Genomic DNA, 26,521 nt, shown 5'->3' on the forward strand with positions numbered 1-26,521 from the left:
TTTTGTCAAGAATTACGCTGTAGTATCAACACCTTCGCTTGGTACTCTAGATACCATTACCATAGCTGGTCGAAGCAAACGCCCGTTTAACAAGTAGCCTTTCTGCATTACGGCTAACACTGTATTGGCAGGCACATCTGCCGACTCTTGCATAGACATCGCTTGATGGTGCTCAGGATTAAATGTTTCGCCTTGTGGATCAACAACACTTAAACCAAACTTTTCCAAGGTTGAAATAAAGCTCTTCTGCGTTAATTCAACCCCTTCAAACAACGGTTTAACAATTTCATTTTCAACATCTGCAGACTGCATCGCGCGTTCAAGGTTGTCAGCAACAGGCAACAGTTCACCGGCAAATTTCTCTAATGCAAATTTGCGCGCTTTATCAACGTCTGCTTCGGCACGTTTGCGAATGTTGTCTACTTCAGCTTTTGCACGAATTACGCTATCTTTTTGACCAGCAATCGTTTGATTTGCGATTGCTAGCTCTTCTTCAAGGCTTTGAATTTGTGCTTGTTCAACTGTTAGGCCATCAACACTTTCAGCATCATTTTCTTCAGCACTTGCCTCGTCAACATGTAGTTCTTCAACTAGATCCTCGTCTACAAGGGTATTTTCTGCTTTGTTTTCTGTTTTTTGATCGTTGCTCATCAATTTTCTCCGAACGTCAAGTACGCGCTATGGCGCCGGTTTTAGTCTCTAATGCTCGGTATAATGGGGATGGTTCTGTAAGCTTCAAGCCAGACGCTACAATTATTATCAATATTTTTTGCAGGGTTAATTTCTTCCTTTCCAAAAATACCGTATGATGGTTGAAAGATGTGCAACGAAGGCATCGTTATTTTGGTCATTAGTAGGTAGTAAATGGATCACAATACACTGCATTCTCGGCGCGGTATAGATGAAAGCTTCATCGCGCTTGAAAAACAAAGTATGTTACTCAGCGCTGAGCGACTACTCCGCGCTTTGTGTAATACAGGTGCTTTTGCGCATTTAGGTTTTTTATTTTTCTTTTTACTCATTGATGCATATTGGTTAGCCGCGGTCAATGTGGTTAGCGTTATTATTTGGCTAATCGCAGCCATACAAAACGTACGTCAGAGGCATCAATTGTGCGTGCGGCTAATTGTTCTTGAAATGGTTGGGCATGCGCTTATAGTTACGATAGCTATGGGTACGCATCTAGGATTTCACTATTATCTCTGGCCACTGGCCGCACTTATTTTAGCAAGCCCAGTAAAGTCAGTAAAAAAAGCCATCATTATATGCCTCGTAATTGCAGTAAGCTTTATTTGCGCATATCTGCTGTCTCGAAATGTCGAGTATACATATGCATTACCTGAACTGATTCCCTATGTTTATTCAATCAATGTAATTTTGGCGATAGTGCCTTTTATTATTGTAATGCTTTACTTAAAACGTATCAGTACTAGCAGCGCCAAACGCTTCTTTATTGAAGCTAATACGGATGCAATGACCGGGGCATACAATCGCAGATATATAGAACAATTATTCTCATCAGGGACCTCAGAAAGAAGACGTCATTTTGAACAGTATATGGTACTTATTTGTGATATTGAAAAATTGAGCGATTTAAATGGTAGATTTGGCCATGAGGTAACAGACCAAGTCATTAACTCAGTGCACGACGCTATTAAGAGTAATATTCGAGATACAGATGTACTCGCTCGCTGGAGTGGAGAAGAGTTCTTGATTCTTTTAACTAATGCCAACTATGAAAGCACACAAATGCTTGCGGAAAAAATACAACGCTCTGTCGAACAAGAATATGTGGTAAAAGACATTTCAAATTTACCAGTGATGCTATCATTTGGTATCGGCGCTTCGTCAACGGCAAGGGATTTTAGCGACGTAGTTCGCATGGCCGACTTAGATATGTATCAAGCTAAGGCTAAAAAGCTAGCTGAAAAAGAGTTCGACTAGATCATATTGTCTTCACTTATAAGACACCAAAATGCGCCCTCCATTAAAATTTACTTGCAAGTCTACATAGCTTCTGTACCCTAGCCTGAAGAGACATTAACTGGATTTTCAGATGGCATATCGCACGGTTGGGTTGATTGGCAAAGCCAGTCACAAAGCAACCTTCGATAGTATCGAATTGTTGATTAACGAACTACTTGCACGTGGCTGCAATATACTCGTAGAAAACAAGATACAAATAGACTCAAAATTTGATGTTGAATCAGTGTCAATGCTTGAAATTGGACGACGCGCCGATTTGGCTATCGTGGTTGGTGGCGACGGAAATATGCTGGGCGCCGCCCGTGTGCTAGCAGAGTTTGATATCGACGTGGTTGGTGTAAATAGAGGGAATTTAGGGTTTCTGACTGACATCTCGCCAGATGATATTACTGAACAACTTGAACATCTATTTACTGGCAATATTGCCAGAGAAAAACGTTTCCTTATCGAAGCGCTTGTGTATAGCGGAGATACGCTTGTAGACTCCCACAATGCAGTAAATGAGATAGTACTTCACCATAGCAAAGTTGCGCATATGATGGAGTTTGAGCTGTATATCGAAGATAGATTCGTTTTTTCACAGCGTTCTGACGGTTTAATTATTGCTACACCGACGGGCTCTACTGCATATTCGTTATCTGGCGGTGGTCCTATACTGACGCCACATTTAGACGTCCTCACCCTAGTACCTATGTTCCCACATACATTAAGTAGCAGACCAATCGTTGTAGATGCTAACAATGAGATGACCTTAAAAATTTCTAATAATAATTCTGACAACGTGCAAGTTAGTTGTGATAGCCATGTTGTTATTTCGGTTAACCCGGGTGATCACGTAATCATTCGTAAAAACTTTAAGCACCTAACCCTTATACACCCGCCAGACTACAATTATTTTAATGTATTGCGCAAAAAACTGAACTGGGGCAGTAAACTTTACTAGCGGTCAGCAAACAGCTTTAATTCACTGTTTACATTTCCAATACTACTGTATATATTATCAGTATAAAGTTATTGGAATAGTATTATGCTCGTACATCTAGACATCAAAAACTTAACCGTCGTAAAACAAGTGGCCATGGCTGTGCAAAGTGGCCTTACGGCAATCACTGGCGAAACAGGGGCAGGTAAATCAATTGCCCTAGATGCTTTAGGTTTATGCTTAGGTGAACGAGCTGACTCCGGTATTGTCCGCTTAGGTGCAGACAAAAGCGAAATAATTGCACATTTTGATGTAAACGAATTGCCTCACGTACAAACTTGGTTAAATGAACATGAACTAAATCAAGACGACAATAAAGACGAATGCTTCATTCGTCGTGTAGTGAGTATTGAAGGTCGATCAAAAGCGTTTGTCAATGGTATCCCGGTTAACTTAAATCAACTTAAATCACTTGGAAAAATGTTAGTGAATATTCATGGCCAGCATGATAACCACTCATTTTTGAAGGCAGAAAACCAACTATTAATACTTGATGCTTATGCAAAACACCCTGACTTATTGAAACAAATGACGTCGGCGTATCAACAATACAAAACATTAAACAACACGTTAAACGAGTTACAAAACGCCCAAAAACAACGGACAGATAGAGTTAGTTTACTTGGTTATCAGGTCAGTGAACTAGATGAATTTTCGACATCAGAAGACGAATTCACACAACTAGAAACTGAATTTAAAAAATTAAGTAGTATGCAAACACTCATCGAGTCTAGCGACAAAGCATGTTATTTATTAAAAGATGGGGAACCTGCCAGTGCGCTTGACTTATTAAATCATGGCGCTCGTGAAATACAAGCGCAATTAGACGTAGATAGTGGGCTTTCGGATGCGTATGAGATGTTACAGAATGCAATTATTCAAGCGCAAGAAGCGTACAGCGAATTAGATCATTATCGAAATAGTCAGCAAAGTGATCCGCAACTCATTGCTGAAATAGAAGCTAGATATGGTAAATATCTAGAACTTTCTCGTAAACACAATGTGCCGCCTGAACAGCTTTACAGCGTGCATGAAGCCCTATCTATGGAACTAAAGGCGCTAAATCAAGAAGAAGCCAGTCTGGAATCCATTGTCGATGAAACAAAAGCGGCGTTAAACACGTATTGGGATATTGCAAATAAGCTACATAAGTCGCGTGAAAAAGCCGCTAAGAAATTATCTAGCGAAGTTGAAACAAATGTAAAACTATTAAACATGCCTTATGCAGTAGTCAATATTGAAGTACACTTTAACTCAGCAAATCCTCCAAGCAGTCACGGTAACGATCATGTCAACTTCATGGTGTCTGTCAATCCTGGGCAAGTACCAGACAACTTAGAAAAAGTGGTTTCCGGCGGCGAACTTTCTCGCTTCGGTCTAGTACTTCAAGTCATTTATTCTCGTGATCATCAAATTCCTACCCTAATTTTTGATGAAGTTGATACAGGTATTAGCGGACAAACGGCGACTGTTGTTGGACGCTTGCTTCATCAGTTAGGTGAAAAAAACCAAGTAGTCTGTGTCACACATTTACCACAAGTCGCCGCACAAGCCCACAACCAGTTGTTTGTAAATAAGATCACCGATGGCAAAACCACCGAAACGCAAGTACTTAAATTAAGCTCTGAAGATCGTATTAATGAAATCGCTAGGCTACTTGCAGGTGATGAATTGTCTGATAAAGCAATTGAAAATGCTAAAGATTTATTGCAACTAAACTGAGTTACAAGTATCAGATACTGTGTACGTGATATAGCCATGAACTAATATCTTGTTGAATGGTCTTAAGCATAAGGTTAATATCCTCATCGAAAAATTTAAAAGACCGACTTGAATACAGGTAAAAAATGAAATTAGCTGCAGTATTGTTTGCCATAATATTAATGACTGGCTGTTCCAATTGGATATACAGAATAGATATTCCACAAGGCAACTTCTTAGATCAGAAAGACGTTAACCAACTGCGTATAGCCATGACGCAAGAACAAGTTAGATTTGTTCTTGGCAATCCAGTTGTAGAAGATAGTTTTGATAACAACACGTGGTATTACGTGTACGACATGAAACGCGGCATGAGAAAACGCGGAAAAGACTTTAGAAAAGAACTGGTACTAAAGTTTGATAGTGGTCGTCTCAGCTCTATGACTGGCGATTTTGAAAAGCCAGAAGAGTTTGATACCCCATTAGAAGGCTAAATTAATAGCCTATAGCCTTATTTTGTTTAGCTTAAGTAGGATGTAATTACTTAAGCTAGCGAACACATACTAATGCAATTTTTTCATCGTACGGTGATACAGCTAATCGGCTGATACCTTTTTTACAAGCCTTTCCTTCTATTTCCACTTCTGAAAATACTGTACTTTCGACAGGCAACCCAGAGCGTTTATTTCGATTGACTAAAAAAGGCATAGCTAGCAATTTGTTTTCTACAGTGCTTAGAAGTTCTGAATTTGGTGTCCAAGCATAGTAAGTAGCGCCAACAGGTAAATTGGTTAGTGCTTGTTTTTTACCTGTCAATGGAGAATACAGCCATAAAGATGCCCCCTGCCCCTTAGTCATTTTATGTGTTGCCTTACTATGATCATGACTATTGCTGTTCGAGTTCTCCGCTGCTTCAACAGTATATGTGTAACCTTGGGTATGTGGCATTCTATGTAACGACGGACCAATACTTTCAGCAATAACATGCCCTGCATCGTCTGGATTAAATGGGTCTACCATGCGCAGTGCGTGCGGTTCGCCCAGCACAAATAACAATACTTTGTCATCTTGCATCCAGACCTGATAGCCAACCGGTTCAATTGCGTTTGCCAATTGCTGTATAGGTTGACCAGAAAACGTAATTTGCCATAGTTCCTGCTTGTTAGCAGAATTAACCTTAATAACAGAAAAACCAACACCGTCTGGTGTCGGAGTTGCAGAATATTCACTGTCGCTTGAATTTGTAAGATTCGTAGATTGATTCGAGCTAACATCATAGCGAAAAATATCCATTTGACTTGCTTGCCCATCAACGCCTTTAACTTCTTGCGTAAAATATAAATGCTTGTCATCAAAAAAATATGGCTGATTAGTGTATTCGACGTTATCCGTCACTTGCTTGAGATTAACCACACTCAAACCATTAGCACTACGCTTAATTTCGCCAATAAAAATATCAGAGGCGGACGGTGACTGGGCATACAAATCAATGCTAAACCCGTGAAAAATGATAAATAACATAACTCTATATTTCATATCTAGACCTCTTTCAATGACACCTTTTCATCATGCTTAAGTGTTTTATCGTCCGTAATAAATAGTGCCGCAAAAGTAGCGACTATTGCAATAAGCGCACAGTATACATAACTCGATACAGCACCGATGCCATCAGACCACCATATGCCCGCAAAGTAACTGCCTATAGCGGTACCTAGGCCAAAGCATATACTGACATAAATAGCCTGCGCCCTACTGTGATATCGTTCAGAAAATCGTTTATGTAAATAATGGATTGATACAGAATGCGTCAAACCAAAACTAAATGCATGCATTAATTGGCTAAGTAATATGAACCACCAAGAATGTGCCAAAAACGCCAACATTAGCCAACGAACTGCCGTCATTGCCAAACTAAACACAAACAATCCACTTACCGAAAATCGCTTGATTAAGCGTGCAGCAAACACGAAAATAATAATTTCAGCGACAACACCAACAGCCATAAAGATGCCCGTTTGCCACCCTTGATAATCCAATTGCCGCATGTACAAGGTGAAAAAGCTATAAAAACTACCGAAACTTACCTGCAGTAAAGTATTAGCAACAATGAATGCGATAAACCCCTTGGTTAATACCTCAGGTAGTATACTGCCTCCTTCATGATGAATTGCATTTGCCTTTTTAGGCGCAGTAATGAGCAAGGTACAAATAAAAATCCCAAAAAGTGTAAATGAGGCTGAAATAATCACTGCTTGAGACGAAAACACATCAAGAAGAGCGCCAACAATAATAGTCGCCAGTATAAAGCCAATACTTCCCCACATTCTAATCGCACCATACCCCCCTTTTGAAGTGCCACAAGCATTGACCGCTGTAACTTCTAGTTGGGGGATTATGGCAGTCCAAAACATCATCATGACTGAAAATATGAGCACAATAAGCAAATAGCTTTCTGCGATAAAGATGAATAAGAATGTGCTTAACGAAAGTAAACTACCGATACGCATGACCAAACCAACTTTGCCCGTGCGATCGGCAACACCTGCCCACAAATTTGGTCCTATAATACGGGCGACCGCCACAATGGCAAACAATGTCCCAATTTGCTGAGAGGTGAAACCTTTGTCATCCAAAAATACACTGACGTAGGACACAAAGACCCCAATTTGGGCAAAATAGAATAGATAGGTAAAAGATAAAAGCCCGCGATTTTGCGGGCTTGATAACGGAAAATTAAATAGCATTTTATGTCAAATTTATGCCTTAGGGCCTAGATGCAGGGATCACAGGGGTAATCGAATTCACGTCCTTATTTTGGGCATTGTGCCGTAACACGTGGTCCATCAACACCAAGGCAAGCATTGCTTCTGCTATTGGCACAGCACGAATACCAACACACGGATCGTGACGTCCTTTCGTAATAATATCAGTAGACTTACCGTGAATATCAACGCTTTCACCAGAAATGCTAATGCTTGACGTCGGTTTTAACGCCATGTGCACGAGTAGTTCCTGTCCGGTTGAAATACCACCAAGCACACCACCCGCATGATTTGAATGAAAGCCTTCAGGCGATATTTCATCTCTATGATCTGTGCCTTTTTGATTGACGACATCAAAACCGTCACCTATCTCGACACCTTTAACAGCATTTATTCCCATCATTGCATGGGCAATATCGGCATCTAGCCTATCAAAAACTGGCTCACCTAGGCCTACCGGCATATTCGTCGCAGACACACTGATTTTTGCGCCGATGGAGTTCCCTTCTTTTTTCAAATCTCGCATGTAAGCATCAAGCGCTTCGAGTTTAGTATCATCAGGACAAAAAAACGGATTTGTATTTGTTACATCATGATCTACTTTATCAATCGCGACAGGCCCTAGTTGAGATAAGTAACCTCGAATTTCAATGCCATAAATCTGCTTAAGGAACTTTTTAGCAATGCCGCCAGCAGCTACTCTGACAGCGGTTTCACGCGCAGATGAACGACCACCACCACGATAATCACGAAAACCGTACTTTTGCTGGTAAGTGTAGTCAGCATGACCCGGCCTAAAACTTTCTTTGATTTTAGAATAATCTTGACTACGTTGATCAGTATTATTAATCAGTAAACCAATACTGGTACCGGTTGTTTTGCCTTCAAATATACCAGACAGAATTTTTACTTCGTCCTCTTCTCTGCGGGCTGTTGTATAGCGAGAAGTGCCTGGCTTACGACGATCTAAATCGTGTTGCAAGTCGTCTTCGTTTAACAATAAACCAGGGGGGCAGCCATCTACCACGCCACCAATTGCAATGCCATGACTCTCACCAAAGGTTGTAACAGTAAATAATTTACCAAAGGTATTACCCGACATAGGTCGTATTACTCCAATTCATCTAATATTTCTTGCTGAGCCATTAACTCAGCCTTGCTAATGGCAAAAATGCCACTTCCACCGTGCGCTAATTTGCACCACGAAACATTCAATCGATTCATTCGTCTTTCAAAGTTAACTTCGCTGTTACCCACTTCAACAAACAACCAACCATCGTCTCGCAAAAACTGCGTCGCTTTTGTCAAAATTTGTACGGTTAAATCTAGACCATCAAACCCGGATGCTAGCGCGTGTTCTGGTTCATGATGATATTCACTGGGTAAATCAGCCATATCTTCAGCGTCAACGTACGGAGGATTAGCAACAATCAGATCATATTGCTGGCCCGTTAAGCTTTCGAACACATCTGATAGCAGCGGGTAGACACGTTCCTCCAATTGATAATTGGCAATATTTACCGACGCTACGTCTAAGGCATCTGTATCTATGTCAACTGCATCGACCATGGCAAGTGGAAATTTATGCGCTAAAGCAATCGCGATACATGCACTGCCAGTACACATATCAAGTATATGCAAAGGCTCTTCTTTTTCTGATAGATAACCTGTAAACCTGTTGTTTATGAGCTCAGCAAAAGGTGAACGCGGCACCAACACCCTCTCGTCCACATAAAAAGGCATGTTCGCAAACCACGATGTATTGCTTATATAAGGTAATGGCAATTCATCTTTGGTGCGCTTTTCTATCCAATCAACCGTTTTACACTTTTCTTGATTCGTAAGCTTGGCCGCATATAAGGCTTGCTTTTGTTCGAGGGATAACACAAGCGGTAAGTCCAAGCTAAGAAACACAAGGTGTTCCGCCTCATCCCACACATTGTCAGTCCCATGACCAAAATAAACACCGTAACGTTGCAATTCGCTCATTGCATAGCGGATCCAATCAATAACACATGAAAGTTCTGAGACTATCTCTGATTTTTCCTCAGATACCATTGCATAGGCATTTTCAAATTGTTCAGCTGATTCCATTATTACCTGTGTTAAACCTTGGTGTCAGGGCGAAAGTGGCAGTATAATAATATGTATTCGAGATAATTTCGCTTAAATAACGCCTTAAATGTGAAAAAAAGTCCCAATAACGATGATTTAGATAGCTTTGCGAGTTTGTTCAAGGACGTGAAGCGCGTAAAAAGTGATAAATATTTACCGCCTCAAATTCACAAACGTAAAAAAGTAGACACGTTAGCAGAAAAAAAACGACTGTTATCGAGCAAACGTCACGCGGCAAGCTTTGAGTTTTCTGATGGCTTTGAAGCCCACTTCGAAGCTAACACAGCCATGTCATTTAGCCGAGACTTTGAATCAAAAAACAAAGTAAAAGCATTGCGCCGAGGCGAGTTTGTGCCAGAGCTCATATTGGACTTGCATGGCTTAAATCGACAAGACGCAAAACTCGAATTAGCCGCCGTGATACAAGAGGCATTTGATAAGCATCATGAATGTATCAATATCATCCATGGTGTAAGTGGCGGTGTATTAAAACAAAATGTACCTAGCTGGCTTGTGCAGCATCCATATGTGATTGGATTTCATCAAGCGCCACTAGAATGGGGAGGTAAAGGCGCGCTCTTAGTGATAATACAAACACGCCAAGACGAAAAACCCTTCTAGGGTAAAGGCAAAGAATACCGCTAAATACACTTATGCGTCATCTCTCACATTTGTTAAAAATAACCAAACGTAATAACTACACAACGCAACAACAACAAAAATTCCCAAAATTGAGCCCCATGCGACTGGATCGCTAATAATTAGGTCTAACATTCTAATCTCCTTAATTGCACAAGTCTGTCTGCTACTGATGACGATTAAACACACCGTCAATACTGAAAAACTGTATTAATTATGAATGCTACAGAAGATGTAAATCATGACCTAGATCAAACGTTCATTTGTCTAAATAACCCGTGCCTACAAAATTTGAGATAGATCAATAAACTGTTTCCGTTGATGTCTATTTATTTCAAACTGTAAATAAACGCTTGTTTTTTGCGCACTTAAGTGAATATATTTAACTCTTTGTTAAATTTTTTAACAAAAGACTGGAAATCTGTACAAAAAAAGTTAAGAATTACACATAGATTGTAAACAATAAACATTTTACAGGTTAACAATCTGTTGGTGATTTTAGCTATGAGGTACTAGCAATACCATTTTGCACATTCAATAAAGCATAGATTTAGCTGAACCCACTGCACACTAAAATACACATTTCCAGCCATTTAAGGGCTACGGGGACGCATATGAAAAACAATAGATTTAAACTAAACGCCATTGCCGCTTCATTATTAGTTGCAGGCGCAGGCCTATCAACCTCTGCCATTGCGCAGGACAATGCTGGTGCAAACGACAACGTGGAAGTCATCAACGTATCAGGTATCAGAGGATCATTGGCAAGTTCTGCTAATATCAAACGCGAATCAGCTGGTGTAGTAGATGCCATCACAGCAGAAGATATTGGTAAATTTCCAGACACAAACCTTGCAGAATCCTTGCAGCGTATAACCGGTGTATCAATCGACCGCTCAAACAATGAAGGTAATTCTGTAAGTGTACGTGGTTTCGGCCCTGGCTTTAACCTTGTTACCTTAAACGGTAGACAAATGCCAACATCATCTGTAACAGGACCCGCTAGAAGCTTTAACTTCCGCGAAATTGCAGCGGAAGCGGTTAAAGGTGTTCAAGTATACAAAACAGGTAAGGCAAACGTTACGGGCGGCGGCATCGGTGCGTCGATAAATATTCAAACTGCAAAACCGTTTGACTATGGCGAGTTTAAAGCGTTTGCAAGTGCTCAAGGCGTAATTGATACCAGCGTCGATTTAGGTGACAGTATTACGCCTGAACTATCGGGAATGGTAAGCAACGTGTTTATGGATGGTAAATTTGGCGTCTTGCTTTCTGCCTCACTTTCAGAACGTCATTCAGGTAGAGACCGCGTAGGTACTGACGGATGGGTAAGAAATCGCGGTAACCGTTCTCAAATCGACACGACTGCTATTAATACAAGCAATAATCAAGAACAAAACTTCTGGACGCCATGGACAGCAGTAAGTGAGCGTTTTGACAGCGAACGAGATCGTCTAAACGCTCAACTAGTCCTTCAAGCTGCGCCAACGGATGATATCGTAGTCACAGCAGACTATACTTTAACCCGCTTTGAAGAAACTAGCATTACTAACCGTTCGGCTTATTGGTTCGACGACCCATTTGGCACAACAGATGAAAATGGCACATTAGTTAACATATTTGATCCTGATGACGAACTTAACTTTTGGGCATGGCAGTATTTAGAGAAAAAAGAAAATGACTCTTTTGGCCTTAACATAGAATGGCAAGCCAGCGAATCATTGAAGTTTACATTAGACGTCCATGACTCAGAATCAAAATCAAACCCTGACGAAAACGATATATATGAGCATATCGCCAATTTAAAAAATCCTAAATTCGATGGATTAGGTGTCGATATTGGAGCAAACTTCACTGGCGAAATCCCTTCTATTTTTGTAGATGACAGCAAGATCCCAGGTTCAGCATATGACAAAGCAAATCTAGTTTCAGACTTGTATCAACGACGCGGCTTCAAAATGGATAATGGTATCCAACAACTTCGTTTAGATGGTATTTGGGAGAACCTTGAAGATGGTGCGCTTACCAGCATTAACTTTGGATTTCAGAGCACTAAAGTTGAAGTGGACTCAGCAAGACGTGGAGAGTTTAACTTTGTTAACATTCCATTAAGCGGTCTAGATGTTACGACCCGCCCATTGGGCAGTGCATCTGACCAATTCCCAGGTCAAGAAAACTTGTTCCCTCTCTTTCTTAATTACTCCGCAAGACAATTTATTGATATCGTAACTGCAGAGAACCAACTCATCACGCCCAATATTTCTGAAAATGGCGTGACAGAAGAAACTGATTCTCTTTACGTAAGCTTTGACTTTGAAACTGAGTTTAATCAACTACCAGTAAATTTAAATGTTGGCGTGAGGTATGAGGATACTGACGTTACTTCTTATACGGTACAAGAAGGTATTCAGTCTTTAAACTACAGAAACGTGGAAGAACTCCAAGTTGTATTCGACGGTGTAGAAGCAAGACAGTCAATCGGTGGTGGTTACACACGTATATTACCTAATTTTGACTTCAGCATGGAAGTTACGGAAGATTTGATTACTCGCTTCTCATACAGCAGTACTATTGGCAAACCTGGTTTGGGCTTCCTATTCCCTGGTACGAACCTAAACGCACCGCGACCTGAAGGTCCGTTCAGGGCGAGTCAAGGCAATCCAAACTTATTACCTCTTACTTCAGACAACTTTGATATCGCATTAGAATGGTACGGTGAAAATGGAAGCACGGCGTCAGTAACATACTTTAGAAAATACGTTGAAAATTTCATTGTACAATCAGAGCAGCTTAGAGAGCTTAGTTTTGTCGATGGTACGCCAATCACCGATCCAAGCGCTGCGAGCGTGGCTCGGGATGCCTGTCCGGATTCGTCTACTGTACCAAACTCTGCATGTCTAAGCCGTCCAACAGACCCTGTAATCACTTGGGAAGTTAATACTCCAATAAACCTAGAAGATAGAGAAGTAGATGGCTGGGAATTCAATGCCCAATATTTCTTTGGCGAAACTGGTTTTGGTGCTGTCGCTAACTATACGCTAGTAAACGTTAATCAGGATTTCGACCCATTCCAAACTAATCAGGCGTTTTCGTTACCCGGCTTAAGCGATTCTGGTAACCTCGTTGGATTTTACGAAAACGATCAATTGCAGGTGCGTTTAGCCTACAACTGGCGAGATGAGTTTATTCAGTCTGCTGGCGCTGAGCCAGTAATCGTCGAGTCATATGGCCAATGGGATTTAAGTGCTAGTTATGATATCAACGATACGGTATCCGTATTCGTAGACGCAATAAACTTAACTGATGAAACTACGCGACGTTTTGCAAGATTCCAGCGTCAACTATTGGATGCAGAGCAATATGGTCCTCGTTTCAATATCGGTGTAAGAGCTAAGTTCTAAAAACTTTACACCCTACCAATGTTGAAGTGTTAAAAGCCGCCATAATGGCGGCTTTTTTATTTAACCTTTCGAGCAAATAACATAAAATATTCTTGTTTTATCGAGTATATAGGTCGCTAAGTAAATGAATCAGCTTATAAAAAATATAGTCATTGTCGGTGGCGGCACTGCGGGTTGGCTGACGGCAGGCACCATTGCAGCCAAGCTAAAAAAAGATAAGAAGTCAGGGTTTACCATTACCCTCATCGAATCACCTGATGTACCAATCATTGGCGTAGGCGAAGGCACTTGGCCTACAATGCGCAGAACACTACTGAATATGAGCATCCGTGAAACCGATTTTATCAAAGAATGTAACGTTTCATTTAAACAAGGTGCCAAATTTGCAAAATGGGTTACCGGTAATGAAGATGACTTTTATTACCACCCATTAGTATTACCTCAAGACTTTGATCATACAAATTTAGCAGAGCATTGGCTGTCACGAGATACAGACGTATCTTTTTCTGAAGCAGTCTGCACTCAGGAATACCTGTGTGAACATGGCTTAGCGCCAAAAAAAATAGCAACTGCCGAGTATGCCAGCATAGCAAATTATGCATATCATTTAGATGCAGGTGCATTTTCGCAGTTTATTCAAAAACACTGCGTGTCAACGCTTAACGTCAATCATGTGCTAGATCATGTAGTAAAAATCAATAATAAAGAAAACGGCGATATTGAATCCGTTTCTACGAAAGAAAATGGCGACCTAAGCGGTGATTTATTTATTGATTGTACAGGGTTTAAATCGCTATTACTTGGTGAGAATCAACAAGTCCCCTTTAGGTCTTGTCAGGATGTGCTTTTTGTCGATAAAGCACTGGCTGTTCACGTACCCTATGACAATGAATCAAGCCCAATTGCGTCTCATACAATTTCTACTGCACAATCTGCAGGTTGGATCTGGGACATTGGTCTGTCAACTCGTCGAGGAGTGGGCCATGTGTACGCTAGTAAATATATTGATGTAGATACGGCAAAACAACAGCTAAAAGACTACATTCGTCCCAGTTTTGACGACGTAGATAGCCTGAGTATTCGTGAAATAGACATTAAAGCTGGCCATAGAGAAATATTCTGGAAGCGAAATTGTGTGGCGGTCGGCTTATCAGCGGGGTTTTTAGAACCCTTGGAGGCATCTGCCATTCTATTAGTTGAAATTTCGGCTGAAATGATTTCAGAACAAATGCCGGCAAATCGAGCTTCAATGGACATTGTAGCCAAACGTTTTAATAAAACATTCTTATATCGCTGGGCTTGTATCATAGACTTCTTAAAACTGCACTACATGCTTAATAAGCGAGATGATAACCAATTTTGGATAGATCACAGAGACCCCGCGACAATACCTGACAGCCTCAAAGAACTGCTTACGCTTTGGAAGAACAAAACACCTTGGCATGAAGATTTTGAATATGCCAAAGAAGTCTTTCCCGCAGCCAGTTACCAGTACGTACTCTATGGCATGGGCTTCGAAACAGAGCTGAGTCATTTAGGAATATCAGATAAAAGCGCAGACCGCGCCATAAAATTATTTAAAAAGAATGCCGAAGAAAGTAAAAAACTAGTATCCTCTATGCCTACCAATAGAGAATTATTGAATAAAATTTATCAATACGGACTACAACCGATATAAGGAGTTCCCGTTGTTAGCTCAAACTATTTTAAGCCCAAACGAACATAAAGACATCTGCGTAATTACAACACGCGGAGAAAAATATGGTGAAAATGTCAATACAGTCCCCGTCATTGCCGATGAACTTCGTTCATTAGTCACTGAATATCCCGTCTGTTTGTTAAAAGATCCAAATACTGGGCGATTTGCTCTACATGCGCTAACCGGCTTTGATGCTGGCGAAAATTTATTTTTGGAGGGTGACATTTGGCAAGCGAGTTATGTACCTCTTCACATTCTTCGCCAACCATTTATGATAGGCATTAAAGACAAAGAAGGTGCAGAACCTACACCAGACAATACTGTTGTCACCATTCAACTTGAGCACAAACGCGTAACAGACAAAGGTGGTGAAGCGTTATTCGACAAAGAGGGTAATGCAACTAATTATTTAAACAAAACCAGTGAATTGCTTGCTGCTTTACTTCAAGGTTTGCCAAGAACCAGTTCTTTTGTTGACGCCTTGGTAAAGGAAGAACTTGTTGAACAAATGCAGTTGAATGTTAAATTAAAAAATGGTGAACAAAAAAGCTTCCAAGGCTTTTATAGCATCAATGAAGATAAATTAAGCGAATTAAAAGGCGATGTGCTAGAAAAATTCCACAGCTTGGGGTATTTACAAGCCTGCCATATGTTGATTGCGTCTTTTGGAAATATTCAAAAACTGATCAATAAGAAAAATGCATCGCTTTAAAGTTCTGAATAAAATAGAGCGGTCGGTGAGGACATTGTTCTCACCCTTTTATGCTCATATTCATGTAAACAATCTCATAAACCAACCTTTTTGTAAGTCTTTCTCACACGTTTTTAGCTGAGCGGCGTAACGCTTTGAACGATTATCTACCTTTATCGCCACTTTTTGTAGCCAGGCTTTTTTACGGTAAGACTTACGCTTATACCCGCCCCACCCTTCATGATAATTAAGATACTGAGTACCCGCATCCCATTTTGATATCTTATTAATTTTATGCGTTTTTGTAATAAACCAACCCATAAAGTCTATTGCGTCATCAAAATCGTCTCTGTCGGCTGAGCGATTGCCCGTTTCAGTTTTATAATCTTGCCAGGTCATTGTTTTAGCTTGCGCATACCCATATGCACTGCTTATTCTGCCCCAAGGTATTAAACCAAAGAACACATAATCTCTGGGAGGTTTGGCATCATGTCGAAAAGAGCTTTCTTGATACATCATGGCCATTGGTACATGTATGGGTACACCATACTTGTCACGCATATCTTCCGCCGCATCATACCAATGACGCTTTTCTTCAAATATTTTGCAAAGATTCTCACGTTGCGCTGGCGGTGTCGTACTGCATGCGTTGACTACAAGCAGTGATAGGCATACCAAAAATAATGTTTTAAATTTTTTTAACATTTTTTTGAACTTTACCGCCCCATATATGCTCTTACTTGTACATATTTTATGTTTCCCTAAGTGTGTTTTAGCCCGTTACTAAATGTAACGGGTTTTTTTATGCACACGCCATAGAGAAATATTCCCTGACAAAAGTATCGAAGTCACAATCGTCTTGTTTTTCAATACTTTCTCGCTTTTCGTTAGACAGTGTTGTCTGAGACTCAAACGCCTGTTTTTCAAAAAACTGATATGTTTCTGGCGTAAAAATCTGATTGTAGTCTTTTGCCAATTCTATACCTAACGCACTATTATCCACATCATTTTCTAACAAAATATCTAGCAAACGTCCCGAAAATGTTAACGCTGGATTATCGACTTTTTGCGACTCTTGTTTAACCGCTTCGGTATACAAAGCAGTCTCGTTAACCTCGTCTAATACTTCAGCAATCTTCATAATGTCGCACATGATACTTTGTGCATGTAATTTAAGCGATACGCTACCTTCTGCGGTTTCAATCGTTGCGACAGGGCTTCTTCCATTTAATACAACGCTGCCTAAATTCTGCTTACTGAAGCGATGATCATCATTGGACAGTTCCGGTGATGGCAATATTAAACAATAGAGTAAGAATGCATCAATGAATCTAATTTGTTGAGCATCTATGCCTACAGGAGAAAATGGGTTTACATCTAAGCCCCTAACTTCCAAATAACTTACTCCCCGACGTTCAAGAGCGTCCGTTGGTTTTTCAAGATATTCTGCGACTTGTTTAGGTCTAATTGGCGCATAGAGCTCATTTTCGATTTGTAATACATTTGCATTGAGTTGTTGCCAATTGCCATCTTCGCCAGTCGGAATATGTTCATATTGCGCTGCGGGCAAATTGATTGCCGCTCTCAAGGACTCTACATAATTGACCAAACTATCTGAACATATTTTAAGATCCGCCTGAGCAGAACTTGTATAGCCTAAATCACTCATACGTAAAGAGGTTGCGTAAGGCAAGTATAAAGTGCCGTTACCCAGAGTACTAAAATTATGCGTAGGCTTCTTGTGTGCTACAAAGGAGCTACATAGGGCCGGTGATGCGCCGAATAAATAAGGGACCATCCAAGCCATACGCCTAAAATTACGCACCAATGCAAAATACTGCTCGGAAATGGTGTGTTTGTTGATCTCTAAGCCTAAGGCAGGGCACCAGTGCTGCCAAAATTCATCAGATAATGAAAAGTTTAAATGTACGCCTGAAATTATCTGCATCATACTACCGTATCGATTGTGCAAGCCTTTACGATATGTCTCTTTCATCTTCGCAATGTTAGAGCTACCATATTTTGCAATAGGAATTCTGGTATTTGCATCCACAAAGCACGGCATGCTGAGAGGCCATAAGTATTCATCATCTAAAGACTCATTCACAAACTTATGAATATCTGATAATTGGCCAATGGTTTTATCAACGTCGGTTTCTGGTGGCGTAATAAACTCCATTAACGATTCAGAGAAATCTGTTGTAATCCATTCATGCGTTAAGGCACTGCCAAACACCTTAGGGTGGGACGTTACAGCCAAATTACCGCTGTTTGACACACGGAGCGCTTCTCTCTCAACGCCATGTTTAATTCCCTTAAGAGAGTGTGATAGCGTTGGTTGCTTTAGTAATGACAAGCGTAGTGCAAAATCACCATTTTTATATTTATCTGTCATGCTCAATTCCAAATGAGAACTTCTCGGGAAGTGCGAATAATGCTTGTTTCATATATATGTATGGTAGCAAGCATTACAAGATGAATCTCTAGCTAATTTGAAACAAATACTTACAAACTGCAAAACTTGCTAGTTAAAACCGTCCTGAGCATAGATGTGAAGTGTCATATGTCACCTGTAATACAAGCAAACATTGAGAAAATGCAAGCTCGAACATTAAGTCTTTGTAATTAACCAATTATGTCTTTGTTATATATGGCATTTTGTAATAAGCTAGCTCACTAGAAAGAATATTTTGATGGTAAACTCGCATGGATGAATCTATACCGATAATTGACGTGACATTTGGCATTTCACAATTGGGTGGTGACGAAAGTCTATTCCATCGAATGTTGTTCAAATTCAGTCATGAATTCGCCGAAACACCTAGCACCGTGAAGCAAGCAATTTCATCTAATAATTTTGAAGAAGCAAAAATTCAAGTACATACCACGAAAGGAATTTCGGGCAACCTCGGGCTCGCTGCATTGTATGAATGCAGTAAAGTACTGGACAAGCAAATAAAAGACAAGGCAATCAGTGACGCTACATTAAACGAATTCGACACTGTAATGCAGGAAACCTGCGAAGCAATAGAGCATTTAGATATTGTTGAGTCTCCCACTGCGGATCTTAGTGGAGAAGCGACGCAAGAAGCTTTTTATAGCTTATCTCAAAAACTCGAACGTCATGAGTTCATTGATGACGCTGAATTGCACACCTTGGTTTCTGGGTTGGCCTTAAGCGATGACGATAAAACAAAAGTGGTTGAGCTAATTGAAGAGTTACAATACGAAAAGGCATTAGTGCTACTTGAGCGCTGTAAAGACGAATAAATGTTGGCCCCAGAAATACTTTTCGAAAATGTCGATTTTATGGTTATCTACAAACCCTGCCAGGTTGAGATGCATAGTGCTGAAAACGGCATTATACCAAAAACTAAAGCAATTTCGGGGAATACGTCTACGCTATTTTTGGTTCACCGATTGGACAAAGGTACCAGTGGGCTCTTAATACTTGCCAAAAATAAGCCAGCGGCAGCGGTGTTATCGCAAAACTTTGCTGAACGAAAGGTAAATAAATACTACATCGCACTTACATCGGGAAAACCTAAAAAGAAACAAGGCCTCATTAAAGGGGATATGCAAAAAAGTCGCAATGGTAGTTACAAGTTAGTAAAAACGCACCAAAACCCTGCCATCACACAATTTTTTACGAACAGCTTTGCTCCCAACATTCGTCTTTACATATTAAAACCCTATACTGGTAAAACACATCAATTAAGAGTCGCTTTACAATCGAATAGCACGCCAATACTAGGCGATACAAGATATAGTCCACAAAATACCGGCGCAAATGAGGACAGAATGTATTTGCATGCGTGCTATTTATCGTTTGAGTTTGATGGAATAGAATATACATTTATCTGCCCGCCAAAAGAAGGCGAGCGTTGGCAAGACCAATTTGATGAAGACGACATCTCCGCATTCACCTCAAAACCGTTGCCAAAAATTAATTGGCATAAAGAGCACATCGAGCAAAATCGTGACTAATCATAGTATTGGTATAATTGGTTTAGGCTGTATCGGCAGTTATATATGTCATTTATTAGATAACGATTCTACACATGTTTATACCAGAGATGGAATACCCCGCCATTCTCCAGACATTATTGTGGACAATCAAACAACGCCACTACGCGCGCAAATCAAACAAATTTCAGCGCTTACCTTACAGGCTATCGATTTACTTATTATCCCAGTTAAAAGTTATCAAAACGCGGCGCTAATCGCACAGTTAAAACATACACTACCTGACAGTACAGCCATGTTAATACTGCAAAATGGGATTGCCGGCTTAGATGACTTTTGCCTAGCGTTGCCCGACCATACAATTTATTGGGGTATATCAACCGATGGCCTATTTCGAAATACTGATGGATATGTGGAACTCGCAGGAAACGGTCACTTGTTGATTGGTAATATTCAGCGTGGAAAAAATGCTGTCAACGGAGAACACGCAATACAAAAGATCATTAGCCAACATCCTCACGGCCAATGGACGAAGAATATACGCCCCAATATATATAAAAAACTGCTTGTCAACAGTGTGATTAATCCACTCACCTTTATTTACGAATGTAAAAATGGCGAATTAATTACATATCACGACACATGCACACAAATTATCCAAGAAGTACTGAATGTATTTAGATGTGAAAATATAGATTTTAGCGATGCTGAGTGGTCTCAAGCAGTATATGACGTAATAACTACAACCGCAGAAAACACATCGTCCATGTTACAAGACAAACTGAGTAAAAAACCAACTGAAATAGATGCTATTTTGCGCCCACTAATAAAAAAAGCAGCGCTTTATGAAGTTGAAACACCAATTATGCAGCAATTGTATATTCGAATTAAGCAGCAGGAAGCGACTTACCTAACATAAACTACAGCGACATTGCTGTCTGCCATTTTTGCGTTTTAACTAAGGAAAACGAATACATATGAACTTTTTGGACTATGCAATTATTGTCGTGTATTTAGTGGGTTTGCTATTCATGGGGTTCTTACTTAAAAATCAAAACGATAAGCAAGATTATTTTTTAGGCGGCAGAACCTTAGGTTGGAAGCCCTTATCCCTGTCAATTATGGCAACGCAACTTTCGGCCATCAGCTTTGTGTCGGCTCCTGCATTCGTTGGGCTTAGAGAAGGTGGCGGACTTATTTGGCTGTCATACGAGCTTGCTGTCCCCATTGCCATGCTTTTACTACTGTGGAAGGTACTACCACGCCTATACAATGCTGGGGTGGTAAGTGTGTATGACTACCTTGAAGGACGCTTCAATCGCTCAACACGCCTGCTATTAAGTTTTGTATTTCAAATGAGCCGTTCCTTTGCCACTGCCATTATGATTTACGCAGTATCTATCATATTGCAAGGTACTATAGGCTTGGCGTATTGGCAAAGTATCTTGCTGATCGGCTGCGTTACCGTCGTATATTCTCTGCAAGGTGGCATGAAAGCGGTTGTCTATGGGGATGCCTTACAAATGGTGCTCATTGTCTTGGGCACAGCCGCATGCCTTGGTTTTGCTCTCTATCACATCGGCGGTGTCCAGATATTTTTAGATGGTGTTGACCCAGCTAGATTGCAAGCTGTGAATTTTTCATCGTTTGGTATAAATGGCGAAGGCTTTGGTTTTTGGCCAATGTTATTTGGCGGCGTTGTCCTTTATGCATCTTATTACGGTTGCGACCAATCAGAGGCACAACGCTTATTATCTGCTAAAAACCAACATGACCTGAAAAAAATGGTAATGGCAGCGACATTCATGCGCTTTCCCGTGACCTTACTTTACTGTATGTCAGGACTGGTCATCGGCACCCTTGTGCTCACAACACCAAGCTTGCTAGCGCAAATTCCGGCAGATAAACCGGATTGGATGATGCCCATTTTCATTGTCAATTATATGCCCAACGGTGTAATTGGTTTGTTGTTAGTTGCCATTCTTGCAGCAGCAATGTCGTCTCTAAGCTCAGCAGTGAACAGCTTGTCAGCAGTATCTGTTGAAGATTATTGCCGGCTGAAAGACGCGAAATTGTCTAACGAACAGTACCTAGTTGCCGCAAGGTACATGGGTATTTTTTGGGGAGTAGTCACACTCGGTTTGTCTTTTTTTGCAGGAAATATCGCGCCGACAGTAATCGAAGCGATCAATAAAATTGGCTCCCTATTTTACGGACCGATTCTTGCGATTTTCACGCTCGGCTTATTAATAAAACGCGTCAATGGCACGCATGCGAGTATCGGCTTGGTTTCAGGTGTTTTTATCAATGTATGCGTGTGGCAATTTGCGCCAAATATCTTTTGGTTTTGGTGGAATTTAATTGGATTTTTATCTACCGCAGGAGTGGGAATTTTAACATCATTCACATTCAACCTTGAGGCAGCTAAACAAGACTCAGATGACACTAAAGCGCTCCGCTCTTTGTCGTTGCGAGATGCCAGCCTTATGATACTTTGGTTTATATTTATTGTGGCAATAGCCGTGACGATACCGTTTGTATTGTAGCGCTATTTAGGGTATTTAATTTAACGCATGATCTCGATGGTAGAAGTCGAATATTTGTGGGTGTTGAGTTAGTCGTCCGACAATCTACAGGTGTTCCAAAATTATCATTGTAGGTACAAAAAAACCTGAACTCACATCTGCCAGTTCAGGTTTTGGTTCAGTTAAGTAATTTATACAAATACTTATTCAGCGCCTTCTGCACTAGCAATTGGCTTCATATGCGGGAACAAGATCACGTCTTTTATTGTTGGGCTGTCTGAGAACAACATGACCAAACGATCGATCCCAATCCCCTCACCTGCGGTTGGCGGTAAACCGTATTCAAGTGCTGCAATGTAGTCTTCGTCGAAGTGCATTGCTTCGTCGTCACCCGCGTCTTTTTCTTCCACTTGTTTTTGAAAACGTGCGGCTTGGTCTTCTGAGTCATTAAGCTCTGAGAAGCCGTTGGCTAGTTCGCGACCGCCAACAAAAAACTCAAAACGATCGGTAACAAACGGATTTTCATCGTTTCGTCTAGCAAGTGGTGACACTTCCCAAGGGTATTCGGTAATAAAGGTCGGTTGATCTAGCTGTTCTTCCGCAGTTGCCTCAAAGATTTCACATAAATATTTACCTGGACCCCAAATACCATCAACTTCAGGCTCTTTAATGTGAAGTTGTTTTGCCATTGCTTTTAAGGCGTCGAGATTGTTCTCTGGATCTTTTATCGCGTCGGCATTGGCTTCTGGCCAATATTTAATAACAGCATCAGCCATACTTAAACGTGTAAAAGGCTTACCAAAATCGTATTGCTTCTCTTCAACTACTTCGCCTTCTGCATTTTTAACGGTATTGACCACCGTCGTCGTGCCAAGTACATCTTGTGCAACTTCGCGGAGCATTTCTTCTGTGAGATTCATCAAGTCGTTATAATCTGCATACGCTTGGTAAAACTCAAGCATGGTGAACTCTGGGTTGTGGCGAGTAGACAGTCCTTCATTACGGAAATTACGGTTAATCTCAAATACACGCTCAAAACCACCAACAACTAAACGCTTTAAGTACAACTCTGGCGCGATACGTAAATACATATCGATATCCATAGCATTGTGGTGAGTCACAAACGGCTTAGCCGTTGCGCCACCGGGTATAACTTGTAGCATTGGCGTTTCAACTTCCATAAAACGACGATCAATTAAGAACTTGCGAATACCGCTCACTACTTTACTGCGAATTTGAAAGGTATGACGCGTATCAGGATTAGTTATCAAATCCACATAACGCTGGCGGTACTTTGTTTCTTGATCTGCCAAGCCGTGAAATTTTTCAGGTAGAGGACGCAAGGCTTTCGTGAGTAATTCATAGCTTTCCATGTTTACATACAAGTCACCTTTACCGGACTTATGCAAGGCCCCTTTTACGCCAATGATATCACCAATATCTAGGCTGCCATATTTTGCTTTAATGGCTTTTTGCACGCCCTTGTCTGCATACGCTTGAATATGCCCAGTCATGTCTTGCAATAACAAGAAAGGTCCACGTTTAGCCATTACACGTCCGGCGATAGACACAATATTGTTTTGTTCTGCTAAATCATCTTTTTCGAATGCAGCAAACTTGTCTTGAATATCTTGCGCATAATGCTCGCGTCTAAATTGATTTGGAAAACCATTTGAATTGCATTGCTGACGAATGCTGTTGAGCTTGGCACGTCTTTCGGCAATTAACTTGTTTTCATCTTGTTGCTGCGTTGTCATCTTTTTTCCTGAATGGTGTTGCTAATAACGGTGTTTGTTTTGAGACGCTGGCTAGGCACAGGAGGAAATAAGTTGTGCTAAAAATAAAGTCGCCATAAACCCATCCATGGGGGCTCCTCAAAGGCATCCATGCCTTTGAGGCTTTATTTTTAGCACAACTTATTTCCTCCTGTCCTTATTCAACGCTTACAATATTCTACTCTTAAATTACTACAAGCCAGACTGAAGACTAGCGACGATAAATTTATTTAAATCACCGTCTAATACTGCTTGGGTATTACGTGTTTCTACCCCAGTCCTTAAGTCTTTAATCCGCGAATCGTCAAGCACATAAGAGCGTATTTGGCTGCCCCAGCCGATATCTGATTTTGTGTCTTCAAGGGCTTGCTTTTCAGCGTTTTGCTTTTGCATTTCTAATTCATAAAGCTTGGCTTTTAACTGCTTCATGGCTTGATCTTTATTTTTATGCTGCGAGCGATCATTCTGGCACTGTACCACAGTATTTGTCGGTAAGTGAGTAATACGCACAGCAGAATCTGTTCGGTTTACATGCTGACCACCAGCGCCCGAAGCACGGTAAGTATCAATGCGTAAATCCGCTGGGTTAATGTCGATATCAATGTCATCATTTACTTCAGGGTAAGCAAAGGCTGACGCGAAGGATGTGTGCCTACGATTACCAGAATCAAAAGGCGACTTTCTAACCAAACGATGAACACCAGTTTCAGTGCGCAACCAACCAAACGCGTACTCTCCCTGAAAACGAATCGTCGCACTCTTAATCCCTGCAACATCCCCATCAGATACTTCGATTAGCTCAGTTTTGAAACCTTGCTCTTCCCCCCAGCGTAAGTACATTCTTAGCAACATATTTGCCCAATCCTGTGCTTCTGTGCCGCCAGAACCCGATTGAATATCAATATAGGCATCATTGGCGTCGTTCGCGCCTGAAAACATACGCCTAAATTCAAGTAACTCTAGTGCCTTGAGTAATTCGGCTAATTCAGCTTCAGCTTCTTGAAACGTTTCTTCGTCTTCCGCTTCAAGCGCTAACTCAAGTAAACCTTCAATATCTTCTGTTCCTAGATCGAGTTGTTTAATCGTATCGACTACTTGTTCTAAGGCGACCTTCTCTTTCCCTAATTTTTGTGCGTTTTCGGGGTCATTCCAAACATCTGCTGATTCAAGCTCTCTTGATACTTCCTCTAAACGCTCAACTTTGACATCATAGTCAAAGATACCCCCTAAGCGCTTCGCTACGAGTGCGGATATCTGCAATGGCGTTATTTATTGGATTAACTTCAAACATATTCAATAATTTTATTTTCACAAAGTGCGCGAAGTTTACAGAAAAATGCCAATTATTGATATACTTGAGAAAAGAATTAGCACTTATTCCGGTCAAGTATTGTAGGCACAAAGGCCATAGTCATATAAGGACATCTCTTGCATTTTTATTCGTTGTCGCTTGCAGTTTTTTTTGCGCTATTTGCCTTTGCTGGAAACTCACTACTGTGCAGAATGGCGTTACTTCATACGGCGATAGACCCGTCAAGCTTTACATTTATTCGTTTACTTTCAGGCGCCCTAGTACTAGCAATCATTGTTTTACTGCGAAAACAACGCTTTATTGGCTCAGGAAATTGGTTGTCTGCGTTTGCCTTATTTGTTTATGCCAGCGCATTCTCTTGGTCTTACATTGCGTTAGACACAGGCACAGGCGCTTTCATTTTATTTGCGAGTGTACAAATTTGCATGCTGTTGATTGCGTTTAGCAAAGGCGATAAGTTTTCATTAAATCAGTGGTTAGGTTTTGGTCTAGCCGTTACTGGGCTAAGTTTATTGCTTTCGCCCTCACAAGTACCATCAATGCTTTATGCTATATTAATGGTCTTCGCGGGTATAGCGTGGGCAATATATACAATTCGGGGGAAATCAAATAACGCACCGTTACTTGTTACTGCTGACAATTTTCTAAAATCACTGCCGTTTGGCGCCTTGTTATTACTTGTTACCTGGCAAGATATATCAGTGCCTAGTGACGGTGTCATTTACGCGATTGCCTCAGGCGCGATTACATCGGGCGTAGGCTATACGATTTGGTATTTATGTTTACCTCACATAAAATCTTCCAGCGCGGCCGTTTTACAGCTGTCTGTGCCGGTCATTGCCACGCTGGCAGGCATATTATTGTTAGATGAAACAATGACTTCAATAATGATGATTGCGTCTGTCGTCATTATTGCAGGTATATTAATCGCGCTAAAACAAAAGAAAGAGCACGCATGACCCACATT

At 40.8% G+C, this 26,521-nt stretch carries 23 protein-coding genes; 13 read left to right on the forward strand and 10 right to left on the reverse strand.

Annotated elements, in window-relative coordinates:
- Nucleotides 1–12: 12 nt before the first annotated feature.
- Nucleotides 13–651, reverse strand: coding sequence for a nucleotide exchange factor GrpE (gene grpE, locus QQK00_RS07650; protein WP_284216889.1), 639 nt, complete (start codon nucleotides 649–651; stop codon nucleotides 13–15).
- Nucleotides 652–864: 213 nt separating this feature from the next.
- Here grpE and QQK00_RS07655 point away from each other — a divergent pair, with 213 nt between their 5' ends.
- The 4 genes from QQK00_RS07655 (at nucleotide 865) to QQK00_RS07670 (ending at nucleotide 5,163) form a co-directional block, all read left to right on the forward strand.
- On the forward strand, nucleotides 865–1,944 hold the full coding sequence (locus QQK00_RS07655) for a GGDEF domain-containing protein (RefSeq protein ID WP_284216890.1): 1,080 nt from the start codon (nucleotides 865–867) through the stop codon (nucleotides 1,942–1,944).
- Between the two features lie 112 nt (nucleotides 1,945–2,056).
- Nucleotides 2,057–2,929, forward strand: a complete 873-nt coding sequence (gene nadK, locus QQK00_RS07660) for an NAD(+) kinase (protein WP_284216891.1) — start codon at nucleotides 2,057–2,059, stop codon at nucleotides 2,927–2,929.
- 84 nt (nucleotides 2,930–3,013) lie between these two features.
- On the forward strand, nucleotides 3,014–4,690 hold the full coding sequence (recN, locus tag QQK00_RS07665) for a DNA repair protein RecN (protein WP_284216892.1): 1,677 nt from the start codon (nucleotides 3,014–3,016) through the stop codon (nucleotides 4,688–4,690).
- A 125-nt stretch (nucleotides 4,691–4,815) separates the two neighbouring features.
- The gene (locus tag QQK00_RS07670) at nucleotides 4,816–5,163 is read left to right on the forward strand and encodes an outer membrane protein assembly factor BamE (protein WP_284216893.1); all 348 of its coding nucleotides are present in this window, start codon (nucleotides 4,816–4,818) and stop codon (nucleotides 5,161–5,163) included.
- Between the two features lie 55 nt (nucleotides 5,164–5,218).
- Here QQK00_RS07670 and QQK00_RS07675 read toward each other — a convergent pair whose 3' ends face one another.
- The 4 genes from QQK00_RS07675 to prmB are packed head-to-tail and all read right to left on the reverse strand — an operon-like array spanning nucleotide 5,219 to nucleotide 9,525.
- On the reverse strand, nucleotides 5,219–6,205 hold the full coding sequence (locus QQK00_RS07675; protein WP_284216894.1) for a TolB-like translocation protein: 987 nt from the start codon (nucleotides 6,203–6,205) through the stop codon (nucleotides 5,219–5,221).
- A gap of 2 nt (nucleotides 6,206–6,207) precedes the next feature.
- Nucleotides 6,208–7,413 carry an MFS transporter gene (locus tag QQK00_RS07680; RefSeq protein ID WP_284216895.1) on the reverse strand — a complete coding sequence of 402 codons (1,206 nt, stop codon included), beginning with the start codon at nucleotides 7,411–7,413 and terminating at the stop codon, nucleotides 6,208–6,210.
- A 19-nt stretch (nucleotides 7,414–7,432) separates the two neighbouring features.
- Nucleotides 7,433–8,533, reverse strand: coding sequence for a chorismate synthase (gene aroC, locus QQK00_RS07685; protein WP_284216896.1), 1,101 nt, complete (start codon nucleotides 8,531–8,533; stop codon nucleotides 7,433–7,435).
- An 8-nt stretch (nucleotides 8,534–8,541) separates the two neighbouring features.
- On the reverse strand, nucleotides 8,542–9,525 hold the full coding sequence (gene prmB, locus QQK00_RS07690) for a 50S ribosomal protein L3 N(5)-glutamine methyltransferase (RefSeq protein WP_284216897.1): 984 nt from the start codon (nucleotides 9,523–9,525) through the stop codon (nucleotides 8,542–8,544).
- A gap of 90 nt (nucleotides 9,526–9,615) precedes the next feature.
- Between prmB and smrB the strand changes: the two genes are divergently transcribed.
- The gene (gene smrB, locus QQK00_RS07695; protein ID WP_284216898.1) at nucleotides 9,616–10,167 is read left to right on the forward strand and encodes an endonuclease SmrB; all 552 of its coding nucleotides are present in this window, start codon (nucleotides 9,616–9,618) and stop codon (nucleotides 10,165–10,167) included.
- 30 nt (nucleotides 10,168–10,197) lie between these two features.
- Here smrB and QQK00_RS07700 read toward each other — a convergent pair whose 3' ends face one another.
- Nucleotides 10,198–10,320, reverse strand: a complete 123-nt coding sequence (locus QQK00_RS07700) for a DUF3149 domain-containing protein (RefSeq protein ID WP_284216899.1) — start codon at nucleotides 10,318–10,320, stop codon at nucleotides 10,198–10,200.
- Nucleotides 10,321–10,799: 479 nt separating this feature from the next.
- On the opposite strand from QQK00_RS07700, the gene QQK00_RS07705 reads away from it, so the two are divergent.
- The 3 genes from QQK00_RS07705 (at nucleotide 10,800) to QQK00_RS07715 (ending at nucleotide 15,997) form a co-directional block, all read left to right on the forward strand.
- Nucleotides 10,800–13,586 (forward strand): TonB-dependent receptor, encoded by a 2,787-nt coding sequence (locus QQK00_RS07705; protein ID WP_284216900.1) that lies wholly within the window; start codon nucleotides 10,800–10,802, stop codon nucleotides 13,584–13,586.
- 124 nt (nucleotides 13,587–13,710) lie between these two features.
- Complete coding sequence (locus QQK00_RS07710; protein ID WP_284216901.1) at nucleotides 13,711–15,264, forward strand: tryptophan halogenase family protein; 1,554 nt, start codon at nucleotides 13,711–13,713, stop codon at nucleotides 15,262–15,264.
- Between the two features lie 10 nt (nucleotides 15,265–15,274).
- Complete coding sequence (locus tag QQK00_RS07715) at nucleotides 15,275–15,997, forward strand: SapC family protein (RefSeq protein WP_284216902.1); 723 nt, start codon at nucleotides 15,275–15,277, stop codon at nucleotides 15,995–15,997.
- 60 nt (nucleotides 15,998–16,057) lie between these two features.
- Here QQK00_RS07715 and QQK00_RS07720 read toward each other — a convergent pair whose 3' ends face one another.
- Both QQK00_RS07720 and gshA read right to left on the reverse strand, forming a co-directional pair.
- Nucleotides 16,058–16,681, reverse strand: a complete 624-nt coding sequence (locus QQK00_RS07720; RefSeq protein WP_284216903.1) for a transglycosylase SLT domain-containing protein — start codon at nucleotides 16,679–16,681, stop codon at nucleotides 16,058–16,060.
- A gap of 97 nt (nucleotides 16,682–16,778) precedes the next feature.
- Nucleotides 16,779–18,371: a glutamate--cysteine ligase gene (gene gshA, locus QQK00_RS07725; protein ID WP_284216904.1), complete on the reverse strand. Its 1,593-nt coding sequence runs from the start codon at nucleotides 18,369–18,371 to the stop codon at nucleotides 16,779–16,781.
- A gap of 311 nt (nucleotides 18,372–18,682) precedes the next feature.
- Here gshA and QQK00_RS07730 point away from each other — a divergent pair, with 311 nt between their 5' ends.
- Genes QQK00_RS07730 through QQK00_RS07745 form a run of 4 tightly spaced genes read left to right on the forward strand, consistent with a single transcriptional unit; the run spans nucleotide 18,683 to nucleotide 22,488 of the window.
- Nucleotides 18,683–19,246 (forward strand): Hpt domain-containing protein, encoded by a 564-nt coding sequence (locus tag QQK00_RS07730; protein WP_284216905.1) that lies wholly within the window; start codon nucleotides 18,683–18,685, stop codon nucleotides 19,244–19,246.
- The gene (locus tag QQK00_RS07735) at nucleotides 19,247–19,963 is read left to right on the forward strand and encodes a TIGR01621 family pseudouridine synthase (protein ID WP_284216906.1); all 717 of its coding nucleotides are present in this window, start codon (nucleotides 19,247–19,249) and stop codon (nucleotides 19,961–19,963) included.
- Complete coding sequence (locus QQK00_RS07740) at nucleotides 19,956–20,861, forward strand: ketopantoate reductase family protein (protein WP_284216907.1); 906 nt, start codon at nucleotides 19,956–19,958, stop codon at nucleotides 20,859–20,861. The genes QQK00_RS07735 and QQK00_RS07740 overlap by 8 nt, the downstream gene beginning before the upstream one ends.
- A gap of 58 nt (nucleotides 20,862–20,919) precedes the next feature.
- Entirely contained in the window at nucleotides 20,920–22,488 is a 1,569-nt protein-coding gene (locus QQK00_RS07745) for a sodium:solute symporter family transporter (protein WP_284216908.1), read from the forward strand.
- A gap of 182 nt (nucleotides 22,489–22,670) precedes the next feature.
- Here the strand turns inward: QQK00_RS07745 and lysS are convergent, their stop codons facing one another.
- Both lysS and prfB read right to left on the reverse strand, forming a co-directional pair.
- Nucleotides 22,671–24,224: a lysine--tRNA ligase gene (gene lysS / locus QQK00_RS07750; RefSeq protein WP_284216909.1), complete on the reverse strand. Its 1,554-nt coding sequence runs from the start codon at nucleotides 24,222–24,224 to the stop codon at nucleotides 22,671–22,673.
- A gap of 210 nt (nucleotides 24,225–24,434) precedes the next feature.
- Nucleotides 24,435–25,533 (reverse strand): peptide chain release factor 2 gene (prfB, locus tag QQK00_RS07755; protein ID WP_284217579.1). Its coding sequence is split into 2 segments (ribosomal slippage): nucleotides 24,435–25,457 and nucleotides 25,459–25,533, totalling 1,098 coding nucleotides; the frame shifts between segments, so codons are not numbered across the junction.
- A 137-nt stretch (nucleotides 25,534–25,670) separates the two neighbouring features.
- Between prfB and QQK00_RS07760 the strand changes: the two genes are divergently transcribed.
- The gene (locus QQK00_RS07760; RefSeq protein WP_284216910.1) at nucleotides 25,671–26,513 is read left to right on the forward strand and encodes a DMT family transporter; all 843 of its coding nucleotides are present in this window, start codon (nucleotides 25,671–25,673) and stop codon (nucleotides 26,511–26,513) included.
- The last annotated feature ends 8 nt before the right edge of the window (nucleotides 26,514–26,521 follow it).

The organism is Agaribacter marinus, from assembly GCF_030160655.1.
Classification (GTDB): Bacteria; Pseudomonadota; Gammaproteobacteria; order Enterobacterales; family Alteromonadaceae; genus Glaciecola; species Glaciecola marina.

What these genes read in the sequence shown, in the direction of transcription:
- QQK00_RS07675 (WP_284216894.1), bottom strand. Translation starts at nt 6,205, where the DNA reads ATGAAATATAGAGTTATGTTATTTATCATTTTTCACGGGTTTAGCATT.
- QQK00_RS07680 (WP_284216895.1), bottom strand. Translation starts at nt 7,413, where the DNA reads ATGCTATTTAATTTTCCGTTATCAAGCCCGCAAAATCGCGGGCTTTTA.
- QQK00_RS07710 (WP_284216901.1), top strand. Translation starts at nt 13,711, where the DNA reads ATGAATCAGCTTATAAAAAATATAGTCATTGTCGGTGGCGGCACTGCG.
- QQK00_RS07735 (WP_284216906.1), top strand. Translation starts at nt 19,247, where the DNA reads ATGTTGGCCCCAGAAATACTTTTCGAAAATGTCGATTTTATGGTTATC.
- QQK00_RS07745 (WP_284216908.1), top strand. Translation starts at nt 20,920, where the DNA reads ATGAACTTTTTGGACTATGCAATTATTGTCGTGTATTTAGTGGGTTTG.
- aroC (WP_284216896.1), bottom strand. Translation starts at nt 8,533, where the DNA reads ATGTCGGGTAATACCTTTGGTAAATTATTTACTGTTACAACCTTTGGT.
- QQK00_RS07720 (WP_284216903.1), bottom strand. Translation starts at nt 16,681, where the DNA reads ATGTTAAAAAAATTTAAAACATTATTTTTGGTATGCCTATCACTGCTT.
- gshA (WP_284216904.1), bottom strand. Translation starts at nt 18,371, where the DNA reads ATGACAGATAAATATAAAAATGGTGATTTTGCACTACGCTTGTCATTA.
- prmB (WP_284216897.1), bottom strand. Translation starts at nt 9,525, where the DNA reads ATGGAATCAGCTGAACAATTTGAAAATGCCTATGCAATGGTATCTGAG.
- nadK (WP_284216891.1), top strand. Translation starts at nt 2,057, where the DNA reads ATGGCATATCGCACGGTTGGGTTGATTGGCAAAGCCAGTCACAAAGCA.
- lysS (WP_284216909.1), bottom strand. Translation starts at nt 24,224, where the DNA reads ATGACAACGCAGCAACAAGATGAAAACAAGTTAATTGCCGAAAGACGT.
- QQK00_RS07730 (WP_284216905.1), top strand. Translation starts at nt 18,683, where the DNA reads ATGGATGAATCTATACCGATAATTGACGTGACATTTGGCATTTCACAA.
- QQK00_RS07700 (WP_284216899.1), bottom strand. Translation starts at nt 10,320, where the DNA reads ATGTTAGACCTAATTATTAGCGATCCAGTCGCATGGGGCTCAATTTTG.
- QQK00_RS07670 (WP_284216893.1), top strand. Translation starts at nt 4,816, where the DNA reads ATGAAATTAGCTGCAGTATTGTTTGCCATAATATTAATGACTGGCTGT.
- QQK00_RS07655 (WP_284216890.1), top strand. Translation starts at nt 865, where the DNA reads ATGGATCACAATACACTGCATTCTCGGCGCGGTATAGATGAAAGCTTC.
- grpE (WP_284216889.1), bottom strand. Translation starts at nt 651, where the DNA reads ATGAGCAACGATCAAAAAACAGAAAACAAAGCAGAAAATACCCTTGTA.
- recN (WP_284216892.1), top strand. Translation starts at nt 3,014, where the DNA reads ATGCTCGTACATCTAGACATCAAAAACTTAACCGTCGTAAAACAAGTG.
- QQK00_RS07705 (WP_284216900.1), top strand. Translation starts at nt 10,800, where the DNA reads ATGAAAAACAATAGATTTAAACTAAACGCCATTGCCGCTTCATTATTA.